Here is a 19,442-nt window from a genome sequence, read left to right on the forward strand (position 1 = left end):
CATGGCAAATCCGTTCGAAAAGCGAGCCACCGAATACCTCAGGGACGACGAGGCGTTCCTTTCGATCGTCTCTCCGGAGCCGATCGCGAACCTCTTCCGCGAAGCCGCTGACGCTGGGAAGCTGTTTGATCGGCTGGTGATGATCATCGGAACCCCCGGCAGTGGGAAGACGACGATGGCCCGCCTCTTTCAGTACCCGACTCTGCGGTTACTGCTTCGAAACCAGAGCCTGGACACGTACCGACCGCTTCTCGGCAACCTCAGCGACATCGGAGCGGTCGTCGCCGGCCAGCCATCCGTTCTCGGCGCTCGCCTGCCGCTGGAGTCGGAATACCGAGAGTTCTGGGAGTTTCCGTACGACGAAGAACTCAAACTGGGTTTGATGACGGCGCTTATCCAGGCTCGTGCGGTCATCGCCTGGATTCAGAACCTTCAAGCAGCGGGCTTCGAGCTGGAACAGATCAGTATCGTCCCGCAAAGCAATTCCACTGCGGCGCTCGCGTTCATCGGCGGGGAGAGAGCCGACGCGATCCTTAAAAGGGCTACCGAGGTCGAGTACGCGATCTACAACATCTCGGCAGCACTCGTTCCGCCTCCAGTACAGGAGATCGCTGAGGACGCCTCGACCGCATATCGCCCATTCGACGTCATCGACCTGTTCGAAGTCGTCGGTAAGGACGGAGAGAAGCAATCGCTACGCCCGCTGATCATCCTTGACGACGCCCACACCCTGCAGCCAAGTCAACTCGAGCGGTTCCGCCGGTGGTTGGCCCGTCGCGAGTTAAAAGTCGCCCGCTGGATCATCACCCGCTTGGATGCGCTCACCCCCTCGCAGGTCTTGCTCGATGAACCAGGTCTGTCGCCGACCCGCGAGTTCACCATCATTCAGATGCAGGGTGGGAAGGCTCGCACCCAGGAGCGCAACAGCTTCCGGCGGATGGCCAAGGACATGAGCGGGCGTTACTTACGACGTATGCCTACCTTTGACCGTCGCGGGTTGATTGAACTCGGGGCCATGTTGGAGACCAAACCCGAGACGCTTCCGCCTGGCAAGCTCGCCAAGCTACGCGGCCAAGTGGACACCGCCCAGATCCGGCTCGGTATTACCGACGCTCGGCGACTCGAGATCGAAGCGCTCGTCGATAGCAAGCCCGGTGCGTCCGAAGTTCTTCCCGAGGACGTGCGTCTGGCTACGATCAACATCCTCCTTCACCGCTACTCCGACCGGACGAAGAACAGCCAGATCAGCCTGTTCGACGGAGTCGATGACGAAGACCTCGCCGACCTTGACCCGTCTCGGCCGTTGAAGGTCGACGCTGGCGTCCGCGATGGCGCGAAGATCTTTCTGCTTCACGAGTACCAGCGCCCCTACTACCAGGGCATCGACGACCTGTGCGACGCCGGGTCGGAGAATGCTGAGCAGTTCTTGCATCTCGCCGCGGCCGTGGTGGACCAGCTGGAGACCAAACTCATCCGCGGCAAAGAGGTTGTGCTCACCTCCCGAGACCAAGACCGGATTCTCCGGGAACGAGCTGGCGGCCTGATCCAGGCCTGGGACTTTCCGCACTCAAAAGCGATTCGAAAGCTCACGGAGGCGATCGCGACGATCTGCGTGGCGCGCAGCTTGGAGGTGACCGCGCCGCTGGGTCATGGCGCCGGCGGAGTCGGAGTGGATCTTGACGAATGGGAACACATCACCACGACGCACCCGAAGCTGGCTCAGGTCCTGCAGTTCGCGATCGCATACAACGCGCTGAACATGGTTCCTGAACAGAACACGAAATCGCAGAAGTGGTGCCTGCTGGAGCTGACAGGAACCGTCCGCCTTCACTACGGGTTGACGCTCAACCGAGGCGGGTGGGTGCCGACGACCCTGGATGACCTCAGTGAGATGATCGGCGGCGAACATGCCTGAGATCGGGTACTGGGACACCGCGATCACTCACAAGGGCGATGCACTCAACGCGTTCGTCAATGACTACTTCGCCGACCCGGACAAGCACACTCTCATCATCGGGGGCGCCGGCTTCGACCCACGCTCGCCCTTGGTCGCGACAACACTTGCCAAGGCAATTCGCGGCAGCGTGAGAATTGCGCTCATTCAGGAGGTCCGCCAAGAATCCGACCCAGAGCTCAAAGTGAATGCTGAAGCGAATACCGCGGAGATCCTGGAGTCGATCCCTGACCACGTAATCATCGACATCGACATCTTCGACCCTCACGGTTCGGTCGTCGGGGGCCGTCGGCTCGCCAGCCAGCTCTACGCACTGGACTTTGCGGCATACACAGACATCGTCATCGACATCAGCGCGTTGTCGGTCGGAATCAGCTTCCCGACAATCGCGACGCTCCGGCACGTTCTTCAGAGCAAAGAGGCTGATTACAATCTCCATGTCTTCGTCGCTCACCAGCCGGAGCTCGACAGCCGAATCCGCCCCATCCCGAGCGAGGAAGCGACTACCGTTCACGGGTTCGCGAACAAGTTCGCGCTCACCGCGGGTACCCAGCGGGTGGCAACTCTTTGGCTTCCGCAGCTCGCGACCGGTCGCGCAAGCACGTTGCAGCGAATCCATGAAAAGGTCCAGCCTGACGAAGTCTGCCCGATCATCCCTTTTCCGTCGGTCGATCCGCGAGCCGGTGACGAGCTTCTTGTGGAACTCCTCAGTTCCGATGATGTTATCTGGCAGCCTGACCCCCGAGACCTCGTTTACGCCGACGAGAGCGACCCACTCGACCTGTATCGAACTATTCTTCGTTTGCACGAGCTTCGACAAGAGGTGTTTGAAGGGGTCGGAGGTTCCCGCGTGGTGCTCTCACCGATCGGCAGCAAGGTGATGGCGCTCGGTGCGCTTCTCGCGGCGATCGAGAAAGAGCTGCCCGTGATCTACGTTGAGGACTACGCGTACGAAATCGTCGCTGACGGGTCCCCGGTCACGGACGAACCAGAGTTGATGCACGTCTGGCTGGAACGTCCCGAGCCCTTGGCGTTGTAGTCCGCCAACCTGGCGCCGCCTTCTGCTGCATCCCGTCCGTGGGCGAAGTAGGTGCAGCTGATGCCTCTCACGCTGGCATGCCGACTGTTTGCCGCACTTGGTTGGTGAGGAGGTCATTTCCCGCGTTGTCGCAGCAGTCACCGACACTGCCCATGGGCGGAACACCGGCGGCCTTCTCAGCCTCCGCTTTGGCGAAGTCGTCCTCGGCCACCCACCGCTACAACGCGGAGTTCGAGATGCCGAGCTCGCCAGCGACCTGCAACAACGGTCGGTCGCGGATCCGGACTAACTCGATCGCACGAACACGGAACTCCCGAGGAAACGTCTAGCCATAAGGACCAACCTCCCGAACCAATAAGGCCGATGCTAAGTGACCGAAGACAGGGAACACCAAACACCAGGGAGAAAGAAACCAAAGCCAAAGAGAAGAGCGAATGCACGCAGGCACTTTAGGTGGACCACTCCTCGACGCCCGGAATGACGGCGGCCTCGTGTAAACCAGGTTGCTTGATAAATCTGGGTACTCAATCACGCGACTCGGCCCACGCGCGTCGGCGACAAGCAAACCGAGTAATGGCGCGACCAGACGGCGGAGGAAGGTGCTACCAGCCATTGTCTAGGCTTGGCTACTAGGGTACTTTGGTACCACTCCAAACGAGAGACTGGAACAATGTCCGCCACCCAGAGTCCCGTAAAGGTCGATGCGACCACCGACCGGCTTATCAGCGACGCTGCACACTTCCTCGGTCGAACGAAGAAGGACATCGTCAGCGACGCTGTCCGCGAATACGTTGAGGTGCACCGCGACGAACTCAACGCGGCGATCAAGGAGTCGTTGTCGCGCTTCGACGGATCGAAGTATGCCGCAGTGTCTGTATTGACCGGCATGAGCGCAGCCGAGCTCGAGGAGCTTGGCGGACTCCCCACCGAGTAGCCCGTGGCCGACACTTCGCCCGTTCGCCCCACCAGGAGGGCACTCTCGGATCTGCGTATCGATGTGCCAAAGCTCGATGTTCCGCTCAGCGAACTCGAGCATCCTCTTATCGTTCGCGCCCAAGCAGTTCCGCACATGGTGGCCGCCAACTCGGCTGAACGAATTCTTTCGCTAACGGACCGCGTCTGGCTCAAAGTGAAGACGGGTGCATGGCGGGGCGCCGCGGGAAACGTGCGCGGTGCAGTCGATGACAGCCCCCGCGCAGCGCTCGAAACCGGAGAGGCTTGGTGGTGGCTGACCGCCGGCGGTGCGCGACAAAACGACTCGCCTCAACACGACTTCTATTCGCGGCTGGATTCCGAGGCACATGCTGCCGGCCCGAATAGCTGCTCGACGGATTTCCTCCTGCCGCAAGCATGGGATGTAAAACGACTCGAAGCGGAGCTGGCTCTCGCGCTCGTAGAGGCGGTTCCGCCGTTAGTGAGACGCGCGGCCTCACTCTCGATGCAAGAAGGCGATATCCGCGGATTCACCTACGGTCCTACCGACGTCCGGGTCCGGATCCGGATGCTCAACGACGGTCAGGTCTACTTGGCAATCAGCTCGGTCGGAGCAACCGACCCCGACTTTTTCGCGCTCCTGCTCTCAGCATTTGACGGCCTCACCGTGGACGACTGGCTCCCTGAGCCTGGCCCACATCTGAAGATTCAGCCCGAACCTGGCGGAATTTTATGGTCGACGATTCTGACGCCCGAGGCACAGCAGTCGCTGCTCGGAGAGATCGACGGCGACGTAACTTCAAACGAATGATCGGATGCCCCGCTGACAGCGAAAGAGGCGGTCCATGGTTCGTGGGCGTGACTACATTTTGACTACAAACCTCCGAGATTCAATGTGATCTAACGTGATCTCAGAGCATCTACTTCCGCGGAAAATCAAGGATCTGTCACTGTACGGGGCCCATGTCACGCCCTGCGTTCGACTGAAAATCGAAAGGTCACCGGATCGATGCCGGTCGGAGCCACCAGAGAAAACCCCCGGTTCGCCGGGGGTTTTTTGTTGGCCCGACGACGCCCCGGCCGCGCATCCAGACTGTGCCGCTAGCGTGGCAGCGGAAGGAGAACGCATGCTCGCCGACGGCATCTCGATGAACACCCGCACGTGGCGCCGCCTGTTCATCCTCCTGATCGCGGTCGCGGGCATCGTCACGGGCCTCCTGGCCATGCACGTGGTCAGCACACCGGTGAGCCAATCGCACGAATTCGCCGCGTCCCACGTGGCGGCCGGTGTCGCGGACCAGGCTCCGTCTCACGGAACCGCCGCGGACCCCTGGGCTCTCCCTGCGGCGATGTCAGCCACGGGAACGACCAGCGCCTGCGCCGCCGGCGGTTGCGACCCGATGCACGACATGACCGTCATGGTGTGCACGCTCGCGCTGCTCGCCGCGACCATCCTGCTGCTGGCTCCCGCTCTGGCCAGGGCTCTGCTCGGTGCCGGCACTCGCGCCGCACCCTCCACCCTGATCCGGACGGCCGCCAGGACCATCGGATGGTCGCCGCCGTCTTTTCTTGCTCTCTCCGTCGACCGCAGATGACGCACGCTGCACCCCGCGCGGTGGTGCTTCAGCCTGCCCAACATCTGCACATCCACACGACGAAAGAGACAATCCACATGAACATCAGACTGATCGCGCTCGCCTCCGGCGCCCTCCTGACCGCAACGGCACTGGCCGGATGCACCCCCGGCCCCTCCGGGGACGGCTCCGGGATGGGGAACATGCCGGGGATGGACCACAGCTCCAGCACGGACGCCGCGACCTCCGACCACAACCACGCAGACGTCACGTTCGCGATGGAGATGGTAGCCCACCATCAGCAGGCCATCGAGATGTCCGACACCCTGCTGGCCAAGCAGGGTGTCGACGCGCAGGTGACCGGGCTCGCGCAGAAGATCAAGGCTGCTCAACAGCCGGAGATCGACACCATGAACGGGTGGCTCCGGACCTGGGGGCAGGAGACCGGCATGGGCGGTATGGACATGGACGGCAGCGGCATGATGTCGCAGCAGGACATGGACGCGCTCACCGCGGCGTCCGGCACCGAGGCATCCCGGCTGTTCCTTACCCAGATGATCCAGCACCACGAGGGCGCCGTCACCATGGCGACGGCCGAGACCGAAAAGGGACAGGCGACCGACGCCGTCGCGCTGGCGAAGAAGATCGTCACAGCGCAGACCGCCGAGATCGCCGAGATGAAGAAGCTCCTCGCGAGCCTCTGACCTCTCTGGTCGAACGCGGGCGCCGTCACCTCTCTCCGGAGTCGTGGCGGCGCCCGTCGCCTCAGTTGCCCTCCCGTGCTTCCCGCCCAGCGTCGTAGTCGAGCAGCAGTGCGCCGGTGTCGAGCCGGCGGGAGCCGACCAGCGTCAGGTCGGTGGCGGGGATTCCGTCGGCGAAGATGGAGCGTCCGGAGCCGGCCAGGCGCGGCATCAGCAGCAGGCGGTAGTGGTCGACGAGGCCGGTTGTCGCCAGGGCCGCGACGAGGGAGATGCCGCCGACGGCGACGATTTCACCGTCGTGGCGCTGCTTGATGCGGGTGACCGCCTCGTCCAGCGGGCCGCGCTCGACGGTGGCGTTCCATCCCGGCTGCTCGAGAGTGTCCGAGATGACCACCTTCGGCAGGCGGTTCATGGTGCGGGCGAACGCGCGGTACTCGTCGCCGTTCTCGGCGGTGTCCGCTGTCGGCCAGTACGCCGCGTTGAACTCGAAGGCGGTGCGTCCGTACACGAGCAGCTGGCCGTCGTGCGCGTTCGCGCCCGACCAGTACTGCTGCATCTCGTCGGACCAGTCCGGCGAAATCAGACTGCCGTCCGCCCGCTCGGTGAATCCGTCGATGGTCATGAACATCGCGACGGTGAGTGTTCCCATTGTCGTTGTCCTTCTGTCGGTGGCGCGTTATCGGGTGGGACGGGTGGTGGATGCAGTGGTGGATGCGCTGCGCCGCACGAGCGTGAGGACGAACGGCAGTGCCACGGCGAGGGCGAGGAAAGCGACGGCCGGCCCGACCAGGGCGGCGAGGGCGCTGACCGCGAACGCGCCCGCCGCCATCCCGCCGTCGTAGCCCGCGTTCCAGAGGGCACTGACGGTGGCGAACTGGCGTTCGTCGGCGCGCTCGTACATGGCGGAGATGGTGCTGTTCTGCAGGGCGCCGAAGCCGAGGCCGAAGACCACACCGCCGGCGAGCACGAGTGGAGCGCTGGCAGCCGCCGCCATCGCGGCCATACCGGCGGCGGAGAGGGCGATGCCGGGGAGGAACAGGCGGCGGTGCCCGAGACGGTCGCCGTACCGGCCGGCGAGCCAGCGTCCCAGCCCCGCCGCGGCCGGCTGCACCAGCAGCAGGGCGGGAGCGAGAGCGGAGGCGGAGCCGGTCAGCGCACCGGGGACACAGGTGACGACCACCCCGGCGACGGCAGCGGAGGCCGCGAACACGAGCGCCGGCCGCAGCAGTTCCGGGGAGCGCAGACCCGCGAGGATGCTGGCTCCCGACCGTCCGGAGGTTCGCGAGGAGACCCGCGCCGTCTGCGCCCCTGCTGCCCGCCCGGGCAGCCCGCCGACCGAGGCCACCGCGAGCAGAGGCACCGCCCCGGCGATCGCGAACACCCATCCGGGACCAGCCACGGCGCTGAGTGTCACCCCGAGCGGCAGCGCGAGCAGCGACGGAACGGCGCTCACCAGCCCGGCGAGCGCGAGGCCCTCGCCGCGGCGATCGGGCGGGACGATCGCAGCGGTCACCGCGCCTCCCGCGACGATCGCCAGCGCGAAGCCCAGGCCCCGCAGCACGCCCGTGGACACCAGAACGGGAAGGGACACCGAGAACAGCAGGACGAACGTCGACGCTCCGAGCAGCACGAGCCCCGCCGCGAGGACCACCCGGACGCCGACCCGCTGCATCAACCACGGCGAGGCGAGCTCGCCGGCGACGGTCGCCGCGAGCAGCGCGCCGTTGGCGACGCCGCCGCCGACCGGCGAGGTCGCGTCCGCAAGCAGCGGCACGGCGGCGAGCGGGAGAAAGAAGCCCACGGAGCAGGCGACGATCGAGACGAAGCGCAGCAGGAGCGGACGCGTCACCAGCGGGGAACGCTGCGGAAGGGCGGTGATGCCGAGGCTCATGGTGGTCATGGAAACGACCCTAAATTCGGGGTGGCATGGCGGTAAGATCCATTCGCATGGCGGTGGAGTGGTCCAATTCGAGTCCCGAGCTGCTGGTCCGGCTGGACCGCGACTCCGGCGTTCCCCTGCGCGCCCAGCTGCAGTCGCAAGTGCGGGCCGCGATCCAGGATGGGCGGCTCGCGACGGGCGAACGGCTCCCCTCCTCGCGCGATTTCGCGGCGAGCCTCGGCGTGGCGCGCGGAACGGTCCAGGACTGCTACGAGCAGTTGCGGTCGGAGGGCTACCTCGTCGCGCAGACCGGGTCGGCGACGCGCGTCGCCGCGGTGCAGGTCGAGCCGGTCGAGGGAGTCGGAGAGGCGCCGACCGCCGGGGTGCAGCACGACCTACCCGCCCGGGTCGCCGACTTCGCGTCGGGAGTCCCCGACCTCGGCACGATCCCGCGCGACGACTGGACGTGGGCGATCCGCGAAGCGACGAGGAGCGCCCCGAACGCCGCCTTCGACTACGGCGACCCGCGCGGAGACCCGAGCCTGCGGGAGGTGGTCGCCGCGTACCTCCGGCGCGTCAGGGGGATGAACGCTCGGTCTGCCCAGATCGTCGTGTGCGCGGGATTCGCCCAGGGCGTCGCGCTCACGTTCCGCGCACTCGCCCGGCGCGGCATCGCCACGATGGCGGTGGAGGATCCCGGCTCGATCGGCACGGTCACGCGCGCGGCGGAGGCGGTCGGCGGCTCGGCCGTGCCCGTGCCGGTGGACGAGCTCGGCATCGACGTGGCGGCGCTCGACGCGAGTGGAGCACGCGCGGTGGTGCTGACCCCCGCGCACCAGTGGCCGACCGGCGTCGTTCTCGCCCCCGAGCGGCGCCGCGAGCTGCTCGCCTGGGCCGTGCGCCGCGACGGCATCATCGTGGAGGACGACTACGACGCCGAGTTCCGCTACGACCGCGAACCGATCGGATCGTTGCAGGGGCTGGCGCCGGACCGGGTGGTCACGCTCGGAACCGTGAGCAAGTCACTCGCGCCCGCCCTGCGCCTGGGCTGGACGGTGACGCCGGCCTGGCTCGCAGACGAAGTGGCGGCCGCGAAGGAGTCCGCCGACCGCGGCGCACCGACGCTCGACCAGCTCGCCCTCGCCCGTCTCATCGAGTCCGGACGCTACGACCGGCACCTCCGCCGGATGCGCACCCTCTACGCCGCCCGCCGCGACGCGCTCGCCTCTGCTCTGCTGGCGCACGCGCCGACGGTGAGACTGACCGGCCTGGCGGCGGGGTTCCACGCGGTCGCCCACCTGGCACCGGATGCGGACGAGCAGCAGATCGTCGACGAGGCCCGCACGCGCGGGGTCGCGCTCTACGGGATGAGCACGTACCGCTCGACGAACAGCCCGCATCCGCCGCAGCTGGTGTTCGGGTTCGGCAACACGTCGGAGGAGTCGATCCGCGCTGGGGTGGCGGCCCTCGCCGACCTGCTCCGGTGACGTGCCCGCATCACGCCGTCAGGGCCAGATACTTCTCCTCCAGGAACTCCAGAATGCCCTCGCTGGAGCCTTCGCGGCCGAGCCCGCTCTGCTTGACGCCGCCGAAGGGGGCGGCGGGGTCGCTCACCACGCCGCGGTTGATGGCGATCATGCCGGCCTCCAGGCGGCGTGCGACCGCGATGGCTTCCCGCTCCTCGCCGAAGACGTAGGCCATCAGGCCGAAGATGGTGTCGTTCGCCATCCGCACCGCCTCGTCCACGTCGTCGTATCGCACCACGGCGGTGACCGGTCCGAAGATCTCGTTCGCGTTGATCTCGGAGCCGTGGCGGACATCCGTGACCAGGGTCGCGTCGTAGAACGCACCCACCGCCGAGCTGCGGCCACCCTGCACGACGGTCGCACCGTCGCGCACCGCCGAGTCCACGAGAGCAGCCACCTTGTCGCGCTCTTTGACGGAGACCAGGGCGCCGAGCTGGTTGGACCGGTCGAGGCCGGGGCCGACCTTCAGCGCTCCGAGTTCGCCGGCCAGGCGTGCGACGAACTCGTCGTGGATGCTGGAGTGCACGTAGAAGCGGTTCGCCGCAGTGCACGCCGAGCCGCCGTTGCGCATCTTGGCCAGTAGGGACTCCCGCACCGTCACGTCGAGGTCGGCGCCGGGGAGGACGACCACCGGGGCGTTACCGCCCAGCTCCATCGACGCGCTCACCACCGTGTCAGCGCAGGCGTGCAGCAGTTCGCGGCCGACCTCGGTCGAACCGGTGAAGGAGAGCTTCCTGACAGCAGGATGCGCGAGCATCTCGGCGACGATCGGCCCGGTCGGCACCGGGGTGACCAGGTTCACCACACCTGCCGGGAAGCCGACCCTGCGCAGCACGTCGACCACGTACGCGGCGGTCAGCGGCGTCTCCCTGGCCGGCTTCAGGATGACCGTACAGCCGGCGGCGAGCGCCGGCGCGAGCTTGCGCGTCGCCATTGCGGCCGGGAAGTTCCAGGGGGTGATCAGCAGGGAGACCCCGATCGGCTGGCGGTCGACCACGATGCGCTTGTCTCCGGCCGGGGAGAGCCGGTACTCGCCCGGGATGCGCACGGCCTCCTCGGCGAACCACCGGAAGAACTCCTTGGCGTAGTTCGCCTCGCCGATCGCGTCTGCGTACGACTTGCCGTTCTCGCGGATCATGATTTCGGCGAACAGCTCCACCTCGTCGGTGAGCACCTCGTATGCGGCGCGCAACAGTTCGCTGCGCTGCCGGGGCGGGGTGTCCGCCCAGGCCGCCTGCGCCGCAGAGGCGGCCTCGACGGCGGCGAGGCAGTCCTCGCGGGTGGCGATGGCGAAGTCGGCGATGGTGCTGCCGTCGGACGGGTCGACGACGGGGAACGTCGTCCGGGCCGATCCCTGCCGCCATTCGCCGTCGATGAAGAGGTCGGAGACGAGCGGAAGGGAGGCCGTGGTCGGCGCGGGGAGGGTGCTGGTCATGGGCGTTCTCCAGGGAGGGTGGTGGTCAGCGGACGGGGGCGGCGAGCATGGCGCGGTCGCCCGCGTAGGCCGCCTCGAGGATGGCGAGCAGCAGTGCGGGGTCGGAGCCGATCGGCGAGATGTCGACGAGACGTTTCGAGCGCAGCGCCAGCTCGGCGATGTGCGGCAGCTGGTCGCGCTCGATGCCGAGCTCGGCGAGACTGCCGGGGATGCCGATGGTGCGGCAGAGGTCGGCTACTCGGTCCACCGCATCCTGCGCGGCGATCCGGGTGTCCGTCTCCGTTCCGCCCATGGCCGCGTCGATCGCGGCCAGCTTCTCGGGGATGACGGGCACGCACGCCTGAAGCACGTACGGGATCATGAGTCCGGTGCCGAGTCCGTGGGGGGTCTTGGTCAACGCTCCGATCGGGTACTGCAGCGCGTGCGAGAGATGGGTTCCGCTCGGGCCGAACGACATCCCGGCAAGCAGGCTGCCCAGCGCGATCTGCTCACGGGCATCCCGGTCACCGCCGTCTGCGACAGCGCCAGCGAGGTTGGGGGCGATGGCGCGGATCGCGTCGAGGGCGAGACGGTCGGCGAACAGGTTGTGCCCGGTGAAGACGGGGAGGTCCCCCGACCAGTCCAGCGGCAGGTCGGCCGCCGTGAACGATTCGAGCCCGTGCACGAGGGCGTCGATGCCGGAGAACGCGGTGACGGACGGCGGTGCTCCGAGCGTGAGCTCGGGATCCACCAGGGCTGCCGCTGGCACGAGATACGGGCTGGAGATGCCGATCTTCATCGTCTGCGCCGGGTCGGAGACGACCGCGACAGGCGTCACCTCGGATCCCGTTCCGGCGGTGGTGGGCACGGCGACGATCGGCAGCACCGGACCCGGCACCCGGTTCTCGCCGTAGTAGTCGCTCAGAACACCGCTGTGGGCCACGAGCAGTGCCACCAGCTTCGCTGCATCGAGTGCGCTGCCGCCGCCGTAGCCGAGGACCACGTCAGGGGCGAACGCGGCGGCTGCTGCTCCGGATTCGGTGAGCGAGTCGACGGGCAGCTCGGGCAGCACGTCGGTGTGGACCTCGACCGTGAGGCCGGACCGGTCGAGCCCGTCCAGGACGGCGAGGAACTCGGGCGACGATGCGAGCATCGGGTCGACGACGGCGAACACGCGGATCCCGTGCTCGGCGATCACCCGCGGCAACTGGGCGCGCACGCCGAAACCGAAGTGGATGCGCGGGGGCAGCCGAAGGGTGCCGGAGGCTGGCATGGTGGTTCCTCTTCTCTGGTGCGATGCGGGGTCAGGCACTGAAACCCCCGTCGACGGGCAGCACGACGCCGCTGATGTGGCTCGCGAGGTCGCTCAACAGCCAGGCTGCTGCCTCGCCGACCTCTGCCCCGCTGCCGACCTTGCGCAGCGGGGTCGCGGCGATACGCGCCTCGACCCCGCCGGGGATGGCGGCGCGGGTCTGGTCGAGCATGGGCGTCTCCGTCGGGCCGGGCGCGAGCGCGTTGACGCGCACGCCCACCGGGCCGTTGTCGTGCGCCGCGGTGCGGGTGAGACCGATGACGGCGTGCTTGGTGGCCTGATATGCGCCCATCCCGGAGCTGCCGCGCAGACCGCCGATGCTGCTGACGTTCACGATGGAGCCCGCCCCCGCCTGCCGCATGATGCGCAGCTCCTCGCGGAGGCACAGCCACACGCCCTTGACGTTGACGGCGAGGATGCGGTCGAAGTCCTCCTCGGACACCTCGTCCAGGCGGCCGCCCTGGGTCAGGCCGGCGTTGTTGAACGCGCCGTCGAGCCGGCCGAAGCGCTCGACGGTGGCGTCGACGACCCTGGCGACGTCTGCGGCGACGCTGATGTCGCCGATGGCGTGTGCTGCATCGTGCCCGGCCGCGGTGAGCTCGTCGGCCACGGCGCGCAGGGGGCCCTCCGTGCGGGCGACGAGCATGACGGACGCTCCGTGCGCGGCGAACACCCGGGCCGCGTCGGCGCCGATGCCCGCGCTGGCGCCGACGACGAGGACGACCTTGCCGGCGAGCAGAGGCGATCGAGAGGGTACGGTCATTGCAGTTCCTTCCGGGAGGGAGCCGGGCCGGCGGGTGTCAGGCATAGGTGACCGTCCTCCCCGCGGCGAGCGCGGACGCTGCGGCAGCGCCGAGCAGACTCGCGTCGTTGCTCATCATCGTGAAACGGTACCCGGCGTCGACGGCTGCCTGCACCGACGCGGCCGACGCTCCCCCGGCGTTGCCGACCGGCACACCGGCAGCGTGACCGCCGCGGATCGCCGTCTCGATGATGGCCACGATCTCCGGGTCGGTCTCTGTACGGCCTTCGGCGGTGGACAGGTCGGCGGCGCCGATCAGCAGGGCGTCCACCCCGTCGACCGACGCGATCTCCTCGGCGGAGCGGGCGGCGGCGGCGCTTTCGATCTGGGCGATCAGCACCACCTCCTCGTTGCCGTAGCGCAGATACTCCGAGCGCGGCATCGCACCCCAGCCGCCGGCGCGGCTCGTGCTTCCGACCCCGCGGGTGCCGAGGGGGGCGAACCGCACGGCCGCCGCGGCGTCTCGCGCCTGAGCGACCGTGTCGACGTGCGGGAGCATGATGCCCTCCGCTCCCGCGTCGAGGACCCGCTGCACGAGACCGCCGTCGAGCGCCGGGATGCGCACGATCGGCGAGACACCGGCGAGCAGGGCGACCCCGATGTGCCGGGAAGCGGTCTCGACGCTCATCGCCGAGTGCTCCAGGTCGATCACCGCGAAGTCGAAGCCGGCGTGGGCGATGAGCTCCATGCTCTCCATCGCCGGCAGCTTGACCCAGGTGCCGATGGCGGGGCCGGTGGACACGGCCAGTGCCCGCTTGAACATGCTCGATCGAGGCAGCATGCTCACCGCGCAGGGTAGTCGTCGGCGTTGAGGACCCAGCCGGAGGCCGAGAAGTCCTCGCGCGGGGGCGAGAAGATGTCGAGGAGCTGCTGATGGCCGCCGACGCCCTGGGTCGTGTGCACCGTTGGCGGCGGGATGACGCAGATCGACGGCGTGCCGATCTCGCGATGCTCGTCGGGCCGCCACTGGGCGGAGTCCGGTCCCCACGGATAGCGGATGTGGTGCACGAATCGCCCCTTCACGCCGAACGAGATCTGCTCGAAGTCGTCGTGGTGGTGGGGAGAGAGCTTGTGCTGATCGCGGGGCCCCGGCTCTTCGGCGAGGAAGTTGACCATGAGGTTCGTCGTGCGGAAGATCCGGCCGAAGCGGCCATCCGCGATCGGGGTGTCCGCGAGAAGGTAGACGCGCAGCCGGAAGCCTCCGACCGGGTCCGGCCACGGCTCGAGAGGAGCCGCCCGGAGGTCGGGTTCCGCATAGGCGTCGGCGTTGACGGCGGTCGCGCGCAGGGCGTCGTCGACCGTCGAGAACAACCGGATGACCGGACCATCGGCCAGCACCTCCACCGTGCTGTCCCCGGGAGGCACGGCGACGAACGCCTCCTCGACCACCTCAGCGGTCCGGCCGCCGGCGGTGATGCGCAACGGCGCGCTGTCGGAGTAGAGCAGCACCGCATACTCGTCTGGCTGCCCGGTGCGCGAGAACACCTCGCCGGCCTTGGCCTCGGAGTACGCGATCACCAGGTTCGCGGCCCGCGCGACCCAGGTCCGGCCACCGGCCTCCCCGACGAACGACGGCTCGAGGTCGTGGAACGCGATCCACTGCGACGGCTTGATCGGCGTGGCCGGGTCGATCGCGCGCGCCGTCGGCTGCGCGACGGCGAGCTGCGAGCGGATGTCGTCTTTGGCATACATCGTCATGTTCGTTCCTTCTCGTCCGTGTGCTTAGAGCGTGACCAGGTCCGCGCCCTTGAGCGCGAGCATCCGGCGGGCGTCGTCCGGCGTCGCGATCGGCCGGCCGAGGTCTTCGACCACGGCGCGGATCTTGCGGACCTGCTGGGCGTTGCTCGTCGCGAGCTCTCCCTTGCCGATCCACAGGCTGTCCTCCAGTCCCACCCGGACGTGCCCGCCGAGCCAGGCGCTGTGGGTGCCGAACTGCAGCTGTGCGCGCCCGGCCGCGAAGGCCGAGAAGGCGTATTCGTCGCCGAAGAGTTTGTCGGCGATGGCCACCATGTGGGTCAGGTTCGCGTGGTCGGCGCCGATGCCGCCCAGGATGCCGAAGACGCCCTGGATGAGGAACGGAGGCTTCACGAGCCCGCGGTCGGCGAAGTATGCCAGCGTGTAGAGGTGCCCGATGTCGTAGCACTCGTACTCGAACCGGGTCCCGAGCTTCTCACCGAGCTCGCGCAGGGTGTACTCGATGCGGTCGAAGGAGTTGATGAACGGCTGGGAGTACGTGTTCAGCACGTACTGCCGCTCCCACTCGTGCTTCCACTCCGTCACCTTGTCCGCGATCCCGGAGTACACGAAGTTCATCGAGCCCATGTTGAGGGATGCCAGCTCCGGGGCGAATCGCAGGGCCCCGGCCAGGCGCTCCTGCATCGACATCGCCGACGAGCCGCCGGTGGTGATGTTGATCACCGCGTCCGTCTGCTCCAGGATGCGCGGCACGATCTGCTCGTACACCTCGGCCTCCCAGGCAGGGCGGCCATCCGGGTGGCGGGCGTGGAGGTGGATGATGGCCGACCCGGCTGCCACCGCCTCCAGCGCCGACGCAACCACCTGGTCGGCGGAGAGGGGCAGGTGATCGCTCTGCGACGGCACGTTCACCGAACCGGTGACGGCCGTGCTGATGATCACCTTCTCTGCCGCCTTCACCGGTTGCTCGCCTCGAGGCCGAGCAGGAACGCCGTGTTGCGGCAGATCATCTGCCGGATGTCCTGCTCCTTCACCCCGTGGTCGAGCAGCTGCTGCACCACATACAGGTAGCCGTCGACCGGGAGCGGGTTGCCCTTCTGGCCGAGGTCGGAGTCGATCACCGTGTGCTCGGGTCCGACCTTCTCGATCCAGTCGACGAGCTGGGAGATCGGGAAACCGGGGGCGGGGACGCCCGGGTGGTACATCGACAACTCGTGCTCCACGAAGGCGCCCAGGCCGATCATCTCCTCCACATCGTTGTCCGATGCGTTGACGATGAAGTCCGGGTGGTGCAGGAGCAGGCGACGCACGCCGTTCTCCTTCGCGGTCGCGAACAGCGCCTTCATCGACTCGGCGTCGAGGTGGCCGCCGGAGAGCATGATGTCTGCCTGACCGATCAGCTGCGTCACCCGCACGGTCTCCGCCGAGACGTTCCCGTCGGCGGCCCAGACCGTCTCCTCCTTCTCTTCCAGGTTCGACCCGGCGGTCGGGAACCCGTCGTCGTGGCTGTGCGCGCGGATGTGCTGGCCGGCCGAGACCGTCGGCCCCCACACGGCGCGACCGCCCATCTGGATGGCGACGGCGACGGCCGACGGGTTGATGCCGCCGACCTCCGAGTTGAGCGCGACCCCGCCGTATGCCGGGGTCGGCGCCTCCCTGAGGCGGTCGCCCATCGCGAGCAGGTCCATCACCGTGTTGTGGTGGTGCGACTTGATCAGGATGGCGCGCATGCCGATGCGTGCGGCGTCGTACGACGCCTCCACGTGATCGAGCCGGCGCGGGAACGGGCTCGGGCCGGAGTGGACATGCAGATCGACGGCTCCCTCGAGAACCTTCAGCAGCGCGGGGGACGGGGTGGGCGTGTCATCGGTGGCGAGCATCCGAGAACCTCCTTGTGTTCGGATCACGTACTTTTGGTTCAGAATACGGACGAAAGCGGCCCTTGTCCACTGGAAGTCTCGAAAAACGCTGCGCTCTAGCTCATCCGGAATGTTCATGATCCGAAATTATGGATTGCATTATGGACATTTACTTGCTTTACTGAACGCTGACAACGCTTCGACCCTCGACGAGGAGGTGAGTCATGATCGAGCAGACTGCAGCACACGGCGACGAGCCCCGGGCGATCGCCCTCCCCGATTCCGACAGGGGCGGCATCCAGTCGATCGAGCGCGCCGCGATGGTCCTGGACCTCTTCGACCAGCACACGCGGACGCTCTCCCCCGCCCTCGTCTCGGAGCGCCTCGGCCTCAACCGCACGACCGCGCACCGCTACCTGCTCTCGCTTCAGGCGTCCGGCTTCCTCAGCGCGTCGTACGGCCCCGGCCGCCTCATCGACCAGCTCTCCGGACTGGTGTCGAGCAGACAGCAGATCCTGTCACTGGCCCCGACGATGCTCCGACAGCTCTCCGACGCCACCGGCCTGACCGCTGTCCTCAGCTTCCTCGGCCGCTCCGGCGCGGTCGTCGCCCACGTCGAGGAGGCGAACGCCGGCACGATCGTGCTCACGGTCAGGGTCGGTGCGGCGCTCGAACTCAAAGCCGCCCAGACCAGAGTGCTCCTCGCCTTCCAGTCCGACCCGACCGTCGTCCCTCGCCTGCACGCGGGACTCGATGCAGAGGAGGCCAGGCGCGAGAACGCCGAACTGGCCCTCATCCGCCGCGACCGCATCGCCTGGGCCGATCTCGGCAGGGTCGGACTGGCGTCCGTGGCGGCGCCGGTGTTCGGCGACCACGACATCCAGGCGGCGATGGCCGTCCTGGGGACCACGACGATGCTCCCCGCCTCCGGCGAGTCTGCGGAGCGTGTGGCGATGCTCAGAGAAGCCGCCGAGCAACTCGGCGCGATGGTGAACGGATGACACGGATGACGACGACGACGAGGCCACGGCGGCCGCGCCCGGCTTGGCTGCTCCTGGTGCCGGCACTCGGCCTGCTGGCCGTGGTGCTCCTGGTGCCCCTCGGCCAGAGCCTGGTGCGCAGCTTCGGCGCGCCCCAATTCACACTGGACCACTACGCGAAACTGTTCACGGACGGGGTCACCCTCACGGTCCTCGGCCGGACGGCGGTCACAGCGGTGATCGTGACCATCGTCGCGTTCCTGCTCGGCTACCCGTACGCCTACCTGATGACCAGGGTGGGACCACGGCTGCGCGGCGTGATGCTGGTGATCGTGCTCATCCCGTTCTGGACGTCGGTGATGGCGCGCAACTACGCCTGGATCGTGCTGCTGCAGCGCGGCGGACCGGTGCAGAGCGTCTTCGAGTTCTTCGGAGCGGGCGACATCGCGTTCCAGGGCAGTGTCCTCGGCGTCACGATCGCGATGAGCCAGGTGCTGCTGCCCTTCATGGTGCTTCCGCTGTTCAGCTCGCTGGGCGCCATCGACCGCCGGCTGCTGCTGGCAGCGCGCGGCCTGGGATCGTCGCCACTCGTGGCGTTCTGGAAGGTCTACTGGCCGCTCTCCCGCGGCGGTGTCGTCTCCGGGCTCATCCTGGTGTTCACGCTGAGCCTCGGCTTCTACGTCACTCCCGCGCTGCTCGGGTCCCCGCAGCAGTCGCTGATCGCCCAACTGCTCGCCCAGCGGACCACGCAGTTGCTCGACTTCGCCGGAGCAGGTGCCCTCGGCATCCTCGTGCTGGTGATCACGCTCGCGCTGGTCGCCTGGGCCAACAGGTTCGGCGGCACCATCTCGGCGATCGGCGTCACCAGCACATCCCCAACGAAGGAGCAGCGATGACCGCACTGCAGGAGCACGCGGCCCCGAGCATCGACGACGACGCGGCAGCGCAGCGCCGCGGAGGGCGGACCCGGCGCCGCCGCGACCGCGGGACCGACCCGATCCCCTGGTGGCTGATCGTCATCGGTGCGGCCGTCGCCCTCTACTTCATCCTCCCGACGCTGGTGGTCATCCCGCTCAGCTTCAGCTCGGCGTCCGCGTTCGAATTCCCGCCCACGGACTTCTCCCTGCGCTGGTACGAGAAGTTCTTCACCGACCCGATCTGGCTCACCTCGCTCGGCAACTCCTTCCTCGTGGCCATCCTGGCCGCGCTGATCGCGACCGTGGTCGGCACGGCGGCTGCGGTCGGGCTCGACCGGCTGGCTGGAAGGTTCGCCGGCTTCCTGCGCACGCTGCTGATGATCTCGATGGTCACCCCGGCGATCGTCGTGGCCGTGGCCGTGTACATCTCCTTCCTCCAGTGGCACCTGGTCGGGAGCCTGCTCGGCTACGTGCTCGCCCACGCGGCGCTCGGAGTGCCGTTCGTGCTGGTGTCCGTGTCGACGGCGCTCGGGGGGTTCGACGCGAATCTGCTGCGCGCCTCCGCCTCTCTCGGGGCAGCGCCGTTCCGGTCGTTCCTCACCGTGACCATGCCGCTGATCAGCCGAGGCGTGCTCACCGGAGCCATCTTCGCGTTCGTCACCTCGTTCGACGAGGTCGTGATCGCCCTGTTCCTGCGCTCGCCCACGTTCCAGACGCTCCCTGTGCAGATGTACAACAGCGTCACGTTCGAGCTCGACCCCACCATTTCCGCCTCGTCGAGCCTCGTCGTCGTCGCGGTGACCATCATCTTCCTCGTGCCGCTCATCGTCGGCAGCCGCAAGAAGAAGACCCGTTAG

At 67.7% G+C, this 19,442-nt stretch carries 19 protein-coding genes and 1 tRNA gene; 11 read left to right on the forward strand and 9 right to left on the reverse strand.

What is annotated here, in order from left to right:
• Position 1 precedes the first annotated feature (1 nt).
• The 7 genes from HF024_RS16115 (at position 2) to HF024_RS16145 (ending at position 6,204) form a co-directional block, all read left to right on the forward strand.
• A complete protein-coding gene (locus HF024_RS16115) occupies positions 2-1,915 on the forward strand; it encodes a hypothetical protein (RefSeq protein ID WP_168690243.1) in 1,914 nt (637 codons plus the stop codon).
• On the forward strand, positions 1,908-2,993 hold the full coding sequence (locus HF024_RS16120) for a hypothetical protein (RefSeq protein ID WP_168690244.1): 1,086 nt from the start codon (positions 1,908-1,910) through the stop codon (positions 2,991-2,993). Before HF024_RS16115 ends, HF024_RS16120 begins: the two co-directional genes overlap by 8 nt.
• A gap of 670 nt (positions 2,994-3,663) precedes the next feature.
• Positions 3,664-3,927 (forward strand): hypothetical protein, encoded by a 264-nt coding sequence (locus tag HF024_RS16125; RefSeq protein WP_168690245.1) that lies wholly within the window; start codon positions 3,664-3,666, stop codon positions 3,925-3,927.
• Between the two features lie 3 nt (positions 3,928-3,930).
• Positions 3,931-4,737, forward strand: coding sequence for a hypothetical protein (locus HF024_RS16130; RefSeq protein WP_168690246.1), 807 nt, complete (start codon positions 3,931-3,933; stop codon positions 4,735-4,737).
• Positions 4,738-4,866: 129 nt separating this feature from the next.
• Positions 4,867-4,954, forward strand: a tRNA-Ser gene (locus HF024_RS16135).
• Between the two features lie 99 nt (positions 4,955-5,053).
• Complete coding sequence (locus HF024_RS16140) at positions 5,054-5,521, forward strand: DUF6153 family protein (protein ID WP_168690248.1); 468 nt, start codon at positions 5,054-5,056, stop codon at positions 5,519-5,521.
• A 77-nt stretch (positions 5,522-5,598) separates the two neighbouring features.
• The gene (locus HF024_RS16145; protein WP_168690249.1) at positions 5,599-6,204 is read left to right on the forward strand and encodes a DUF305 domain-containing protein; all 606 of its coding nucleotides are present in this window, start codon (positions 5,599-5,601) and stop codon (positions 6,202-6,204) included.
• A 61-nt stretch (positions 6,205-6,265) separates the two neighbouring features.
• Here the strand turns inward: HF024_RS16145 and HF024_RS16150 are convergent, their stop codons facing one another.
• Together HF024_RS16150 and HF024_RS16155 are read right to left on the reverse strand one after the other, a co-directional pair.
• Positions 6,266-6,850 (reverse strand): dihydrofolate reductase family protein, encoded by a 585-nt coding sequence (locus HF024_RS16150; RefSeq protein WP_168690251.1) that lies wholly within the window; start codon positions 6,848-6,850, stop codon positions 6,266-6,268.
• A 27-nt stretch (positions 6,851-6,877) separates the two neighbouring features.
• Positions 6,878-8,101: an MFS transporter gene (locus tag HF024_RS16155; protein ID WP_168690252.1), complete on the reverse strand. Its 1,224-nt coding sequence runs from the start codon at positions 8,099-8,101 to the stop codon at positions 6,878-6,880.
• Between the two features lie 47 nt (positions 8,102-8,148).
• On the opposite strand from HF024_RS16155, the gene HF024_RS16160 reads away from it, so the two are divergent.
• On the forward strand, positions 8,149-9,567 hold the full coding sequence (locus HF024_RS16160; RefSeq protein WP_168690254.1) for a PLP-dependent aminotransferase family protein: 1,419 nt from the start codon (positions 8,149-8,151) through the stop codon (positions 9,565-9,567).
• A gap of 10 nt (positions 9,568-9,577) precedes the next feature.
• On the opposite strand, the gene HF024_RS16165 is transcribed toward HF024_RS16160, so the two are convergent.
• From HF024_RS16165 to HF024_RS16195, 7 genes are read right to left on the reverse strand one after another with little or no spacing between them, the layout of a single operon-like run.
• A complete protein-coding gene (locus HF024_RS16165; protein WP_085369009.1) occupies positions 9,578-11,041 on the reverse strand; it encodes an NAD-dependent succinate-semialdehyde dehydrogenase in 1,464 nt (487 codons plus the stop codon).
• Positions 11,042-11,066: 25 nt separating this feature from the next.
• A complete protein-coding gene (locus HF024_RS16170; RefSeq protein ID WP_168690255.1) occupies positions 11,067-12,293 on the reverse strand; it encodes an iron-containing alcohol dehydrogenase in 1,227 nt (408 codons plus the stop codon).
• A 31-nt stretch (positions 12,294-12,324) separates the two neighbouring features.
• On the reverse strand, positions 12,325-13,095 hold the full coding sequence (locus HF024_RS16175; RefSeq protein ID WP_085369011.1) for an SDR family NAD(P)-dependent oxidoreductase: 771 nt from the start codon (positions 13,093-13,095) through the stop codon (positions 12,325-12,327).
• A gap of 37 nt (positions 13,096-13,132) precedes the next feature.
• A complete protein-coding gene (locus HF024_RS16180) occupies positions 13,133-13,915 on the reverse strand; it encodes an aldolase/citrate lyase family protein (RefSeq protein ID WP_247597453.1) in 783 nt (260 codons plus the stop codon).
• Positions 13,916-13,917: 2 nt separating this feature from the next.
• Entirely contained in the window at positions 13,918-14,832 is a 915-nt protein-coding gene (locus HF024_RS16185) for a hypothetical protein (protein ID WP_210723970.1), read from the reverse strand.
• A gap of 24 nt (positions 14,833-14,856) precedes the next feature.
• Complete coding sequence (locus HF024_RS16190) at positions 14,857-15,789, reverse strand: 3-keto-5-aminohexanoate cleavage protein (RefSeq protein WP_085369104.1); 933 nt, start codon at positions 15,787-15,789, stop codon at positions 14,857-14,859.
• A complete protein-coding gene (locus HF024_RS16195; protein ID WP_085369014.1) occupies positions 15,786-16,709 on the reverse strand; it encodes a DUF6282 family protein in 924 nt (307 codons plus the stop codon). The genes HF024_RS16190 and HF024_RS16195 overlap by 4 nt, the downstream gene beginning before the upstream one ends.
• A 203-nt stretch (positions 16,710-16,912) precedes the next feature.
• On the opposite strand from HF024_RS16195, the gene HF024_RS16200 reads away from it, so the two are divergent.
• The 3 genes from HF024_RS16200 to HF024_RS16210 are packed head-to-tail and all read left to right on the forward strand — an operon-like array spanning position 16,913 to position 19,442.
• Complete coding sequence (locus HF024_RS16200) at positions 16,913-17,689, forward strand: helix-turn-helix domain-containing protein (RefSeq protein ID WP_085369015.1); 777 nt, start codon at positions 16,913-16,915, stop codon at positions 17,687-17,689.
• A gap of 5 nt (positions 17,690-17,694) precedes the next feature.
• Positions 17,695-18,564: an ABC transporter permease gene (locus HF024_RS16205; RefSeq protein WP_085369016.1), complete on the forward strand. Its 870-nt coding sequence runs from the start codon at positions 17,695-17,697 to the stop codon at positions 18,562-18,564.
• The gene (locus tag HF024_RS16210; RefSeq protein WP_168690259.1) at positions 18,561-19,442 is read left to right on the forward strand and encodes an ABC transporter permease; all 882 of its coding nucleotides are present in this window, start codon (positions 18,561-18,563) and stop codon (positions 19,440-19,442) included. The genes HF024_RS16205 and HF024_RS16210 overlap by 4 nt, the downstream gene beginning before the upstream one ends.

The organism is Leifsonia sp. PS1209 (genome assembly GCF_012317045.1).
Classification (GTDB): Bacteria; Actinomycetota; Actinomycetes; order Actinomycetales; family Microbacteriaceae; genus Leifsonia.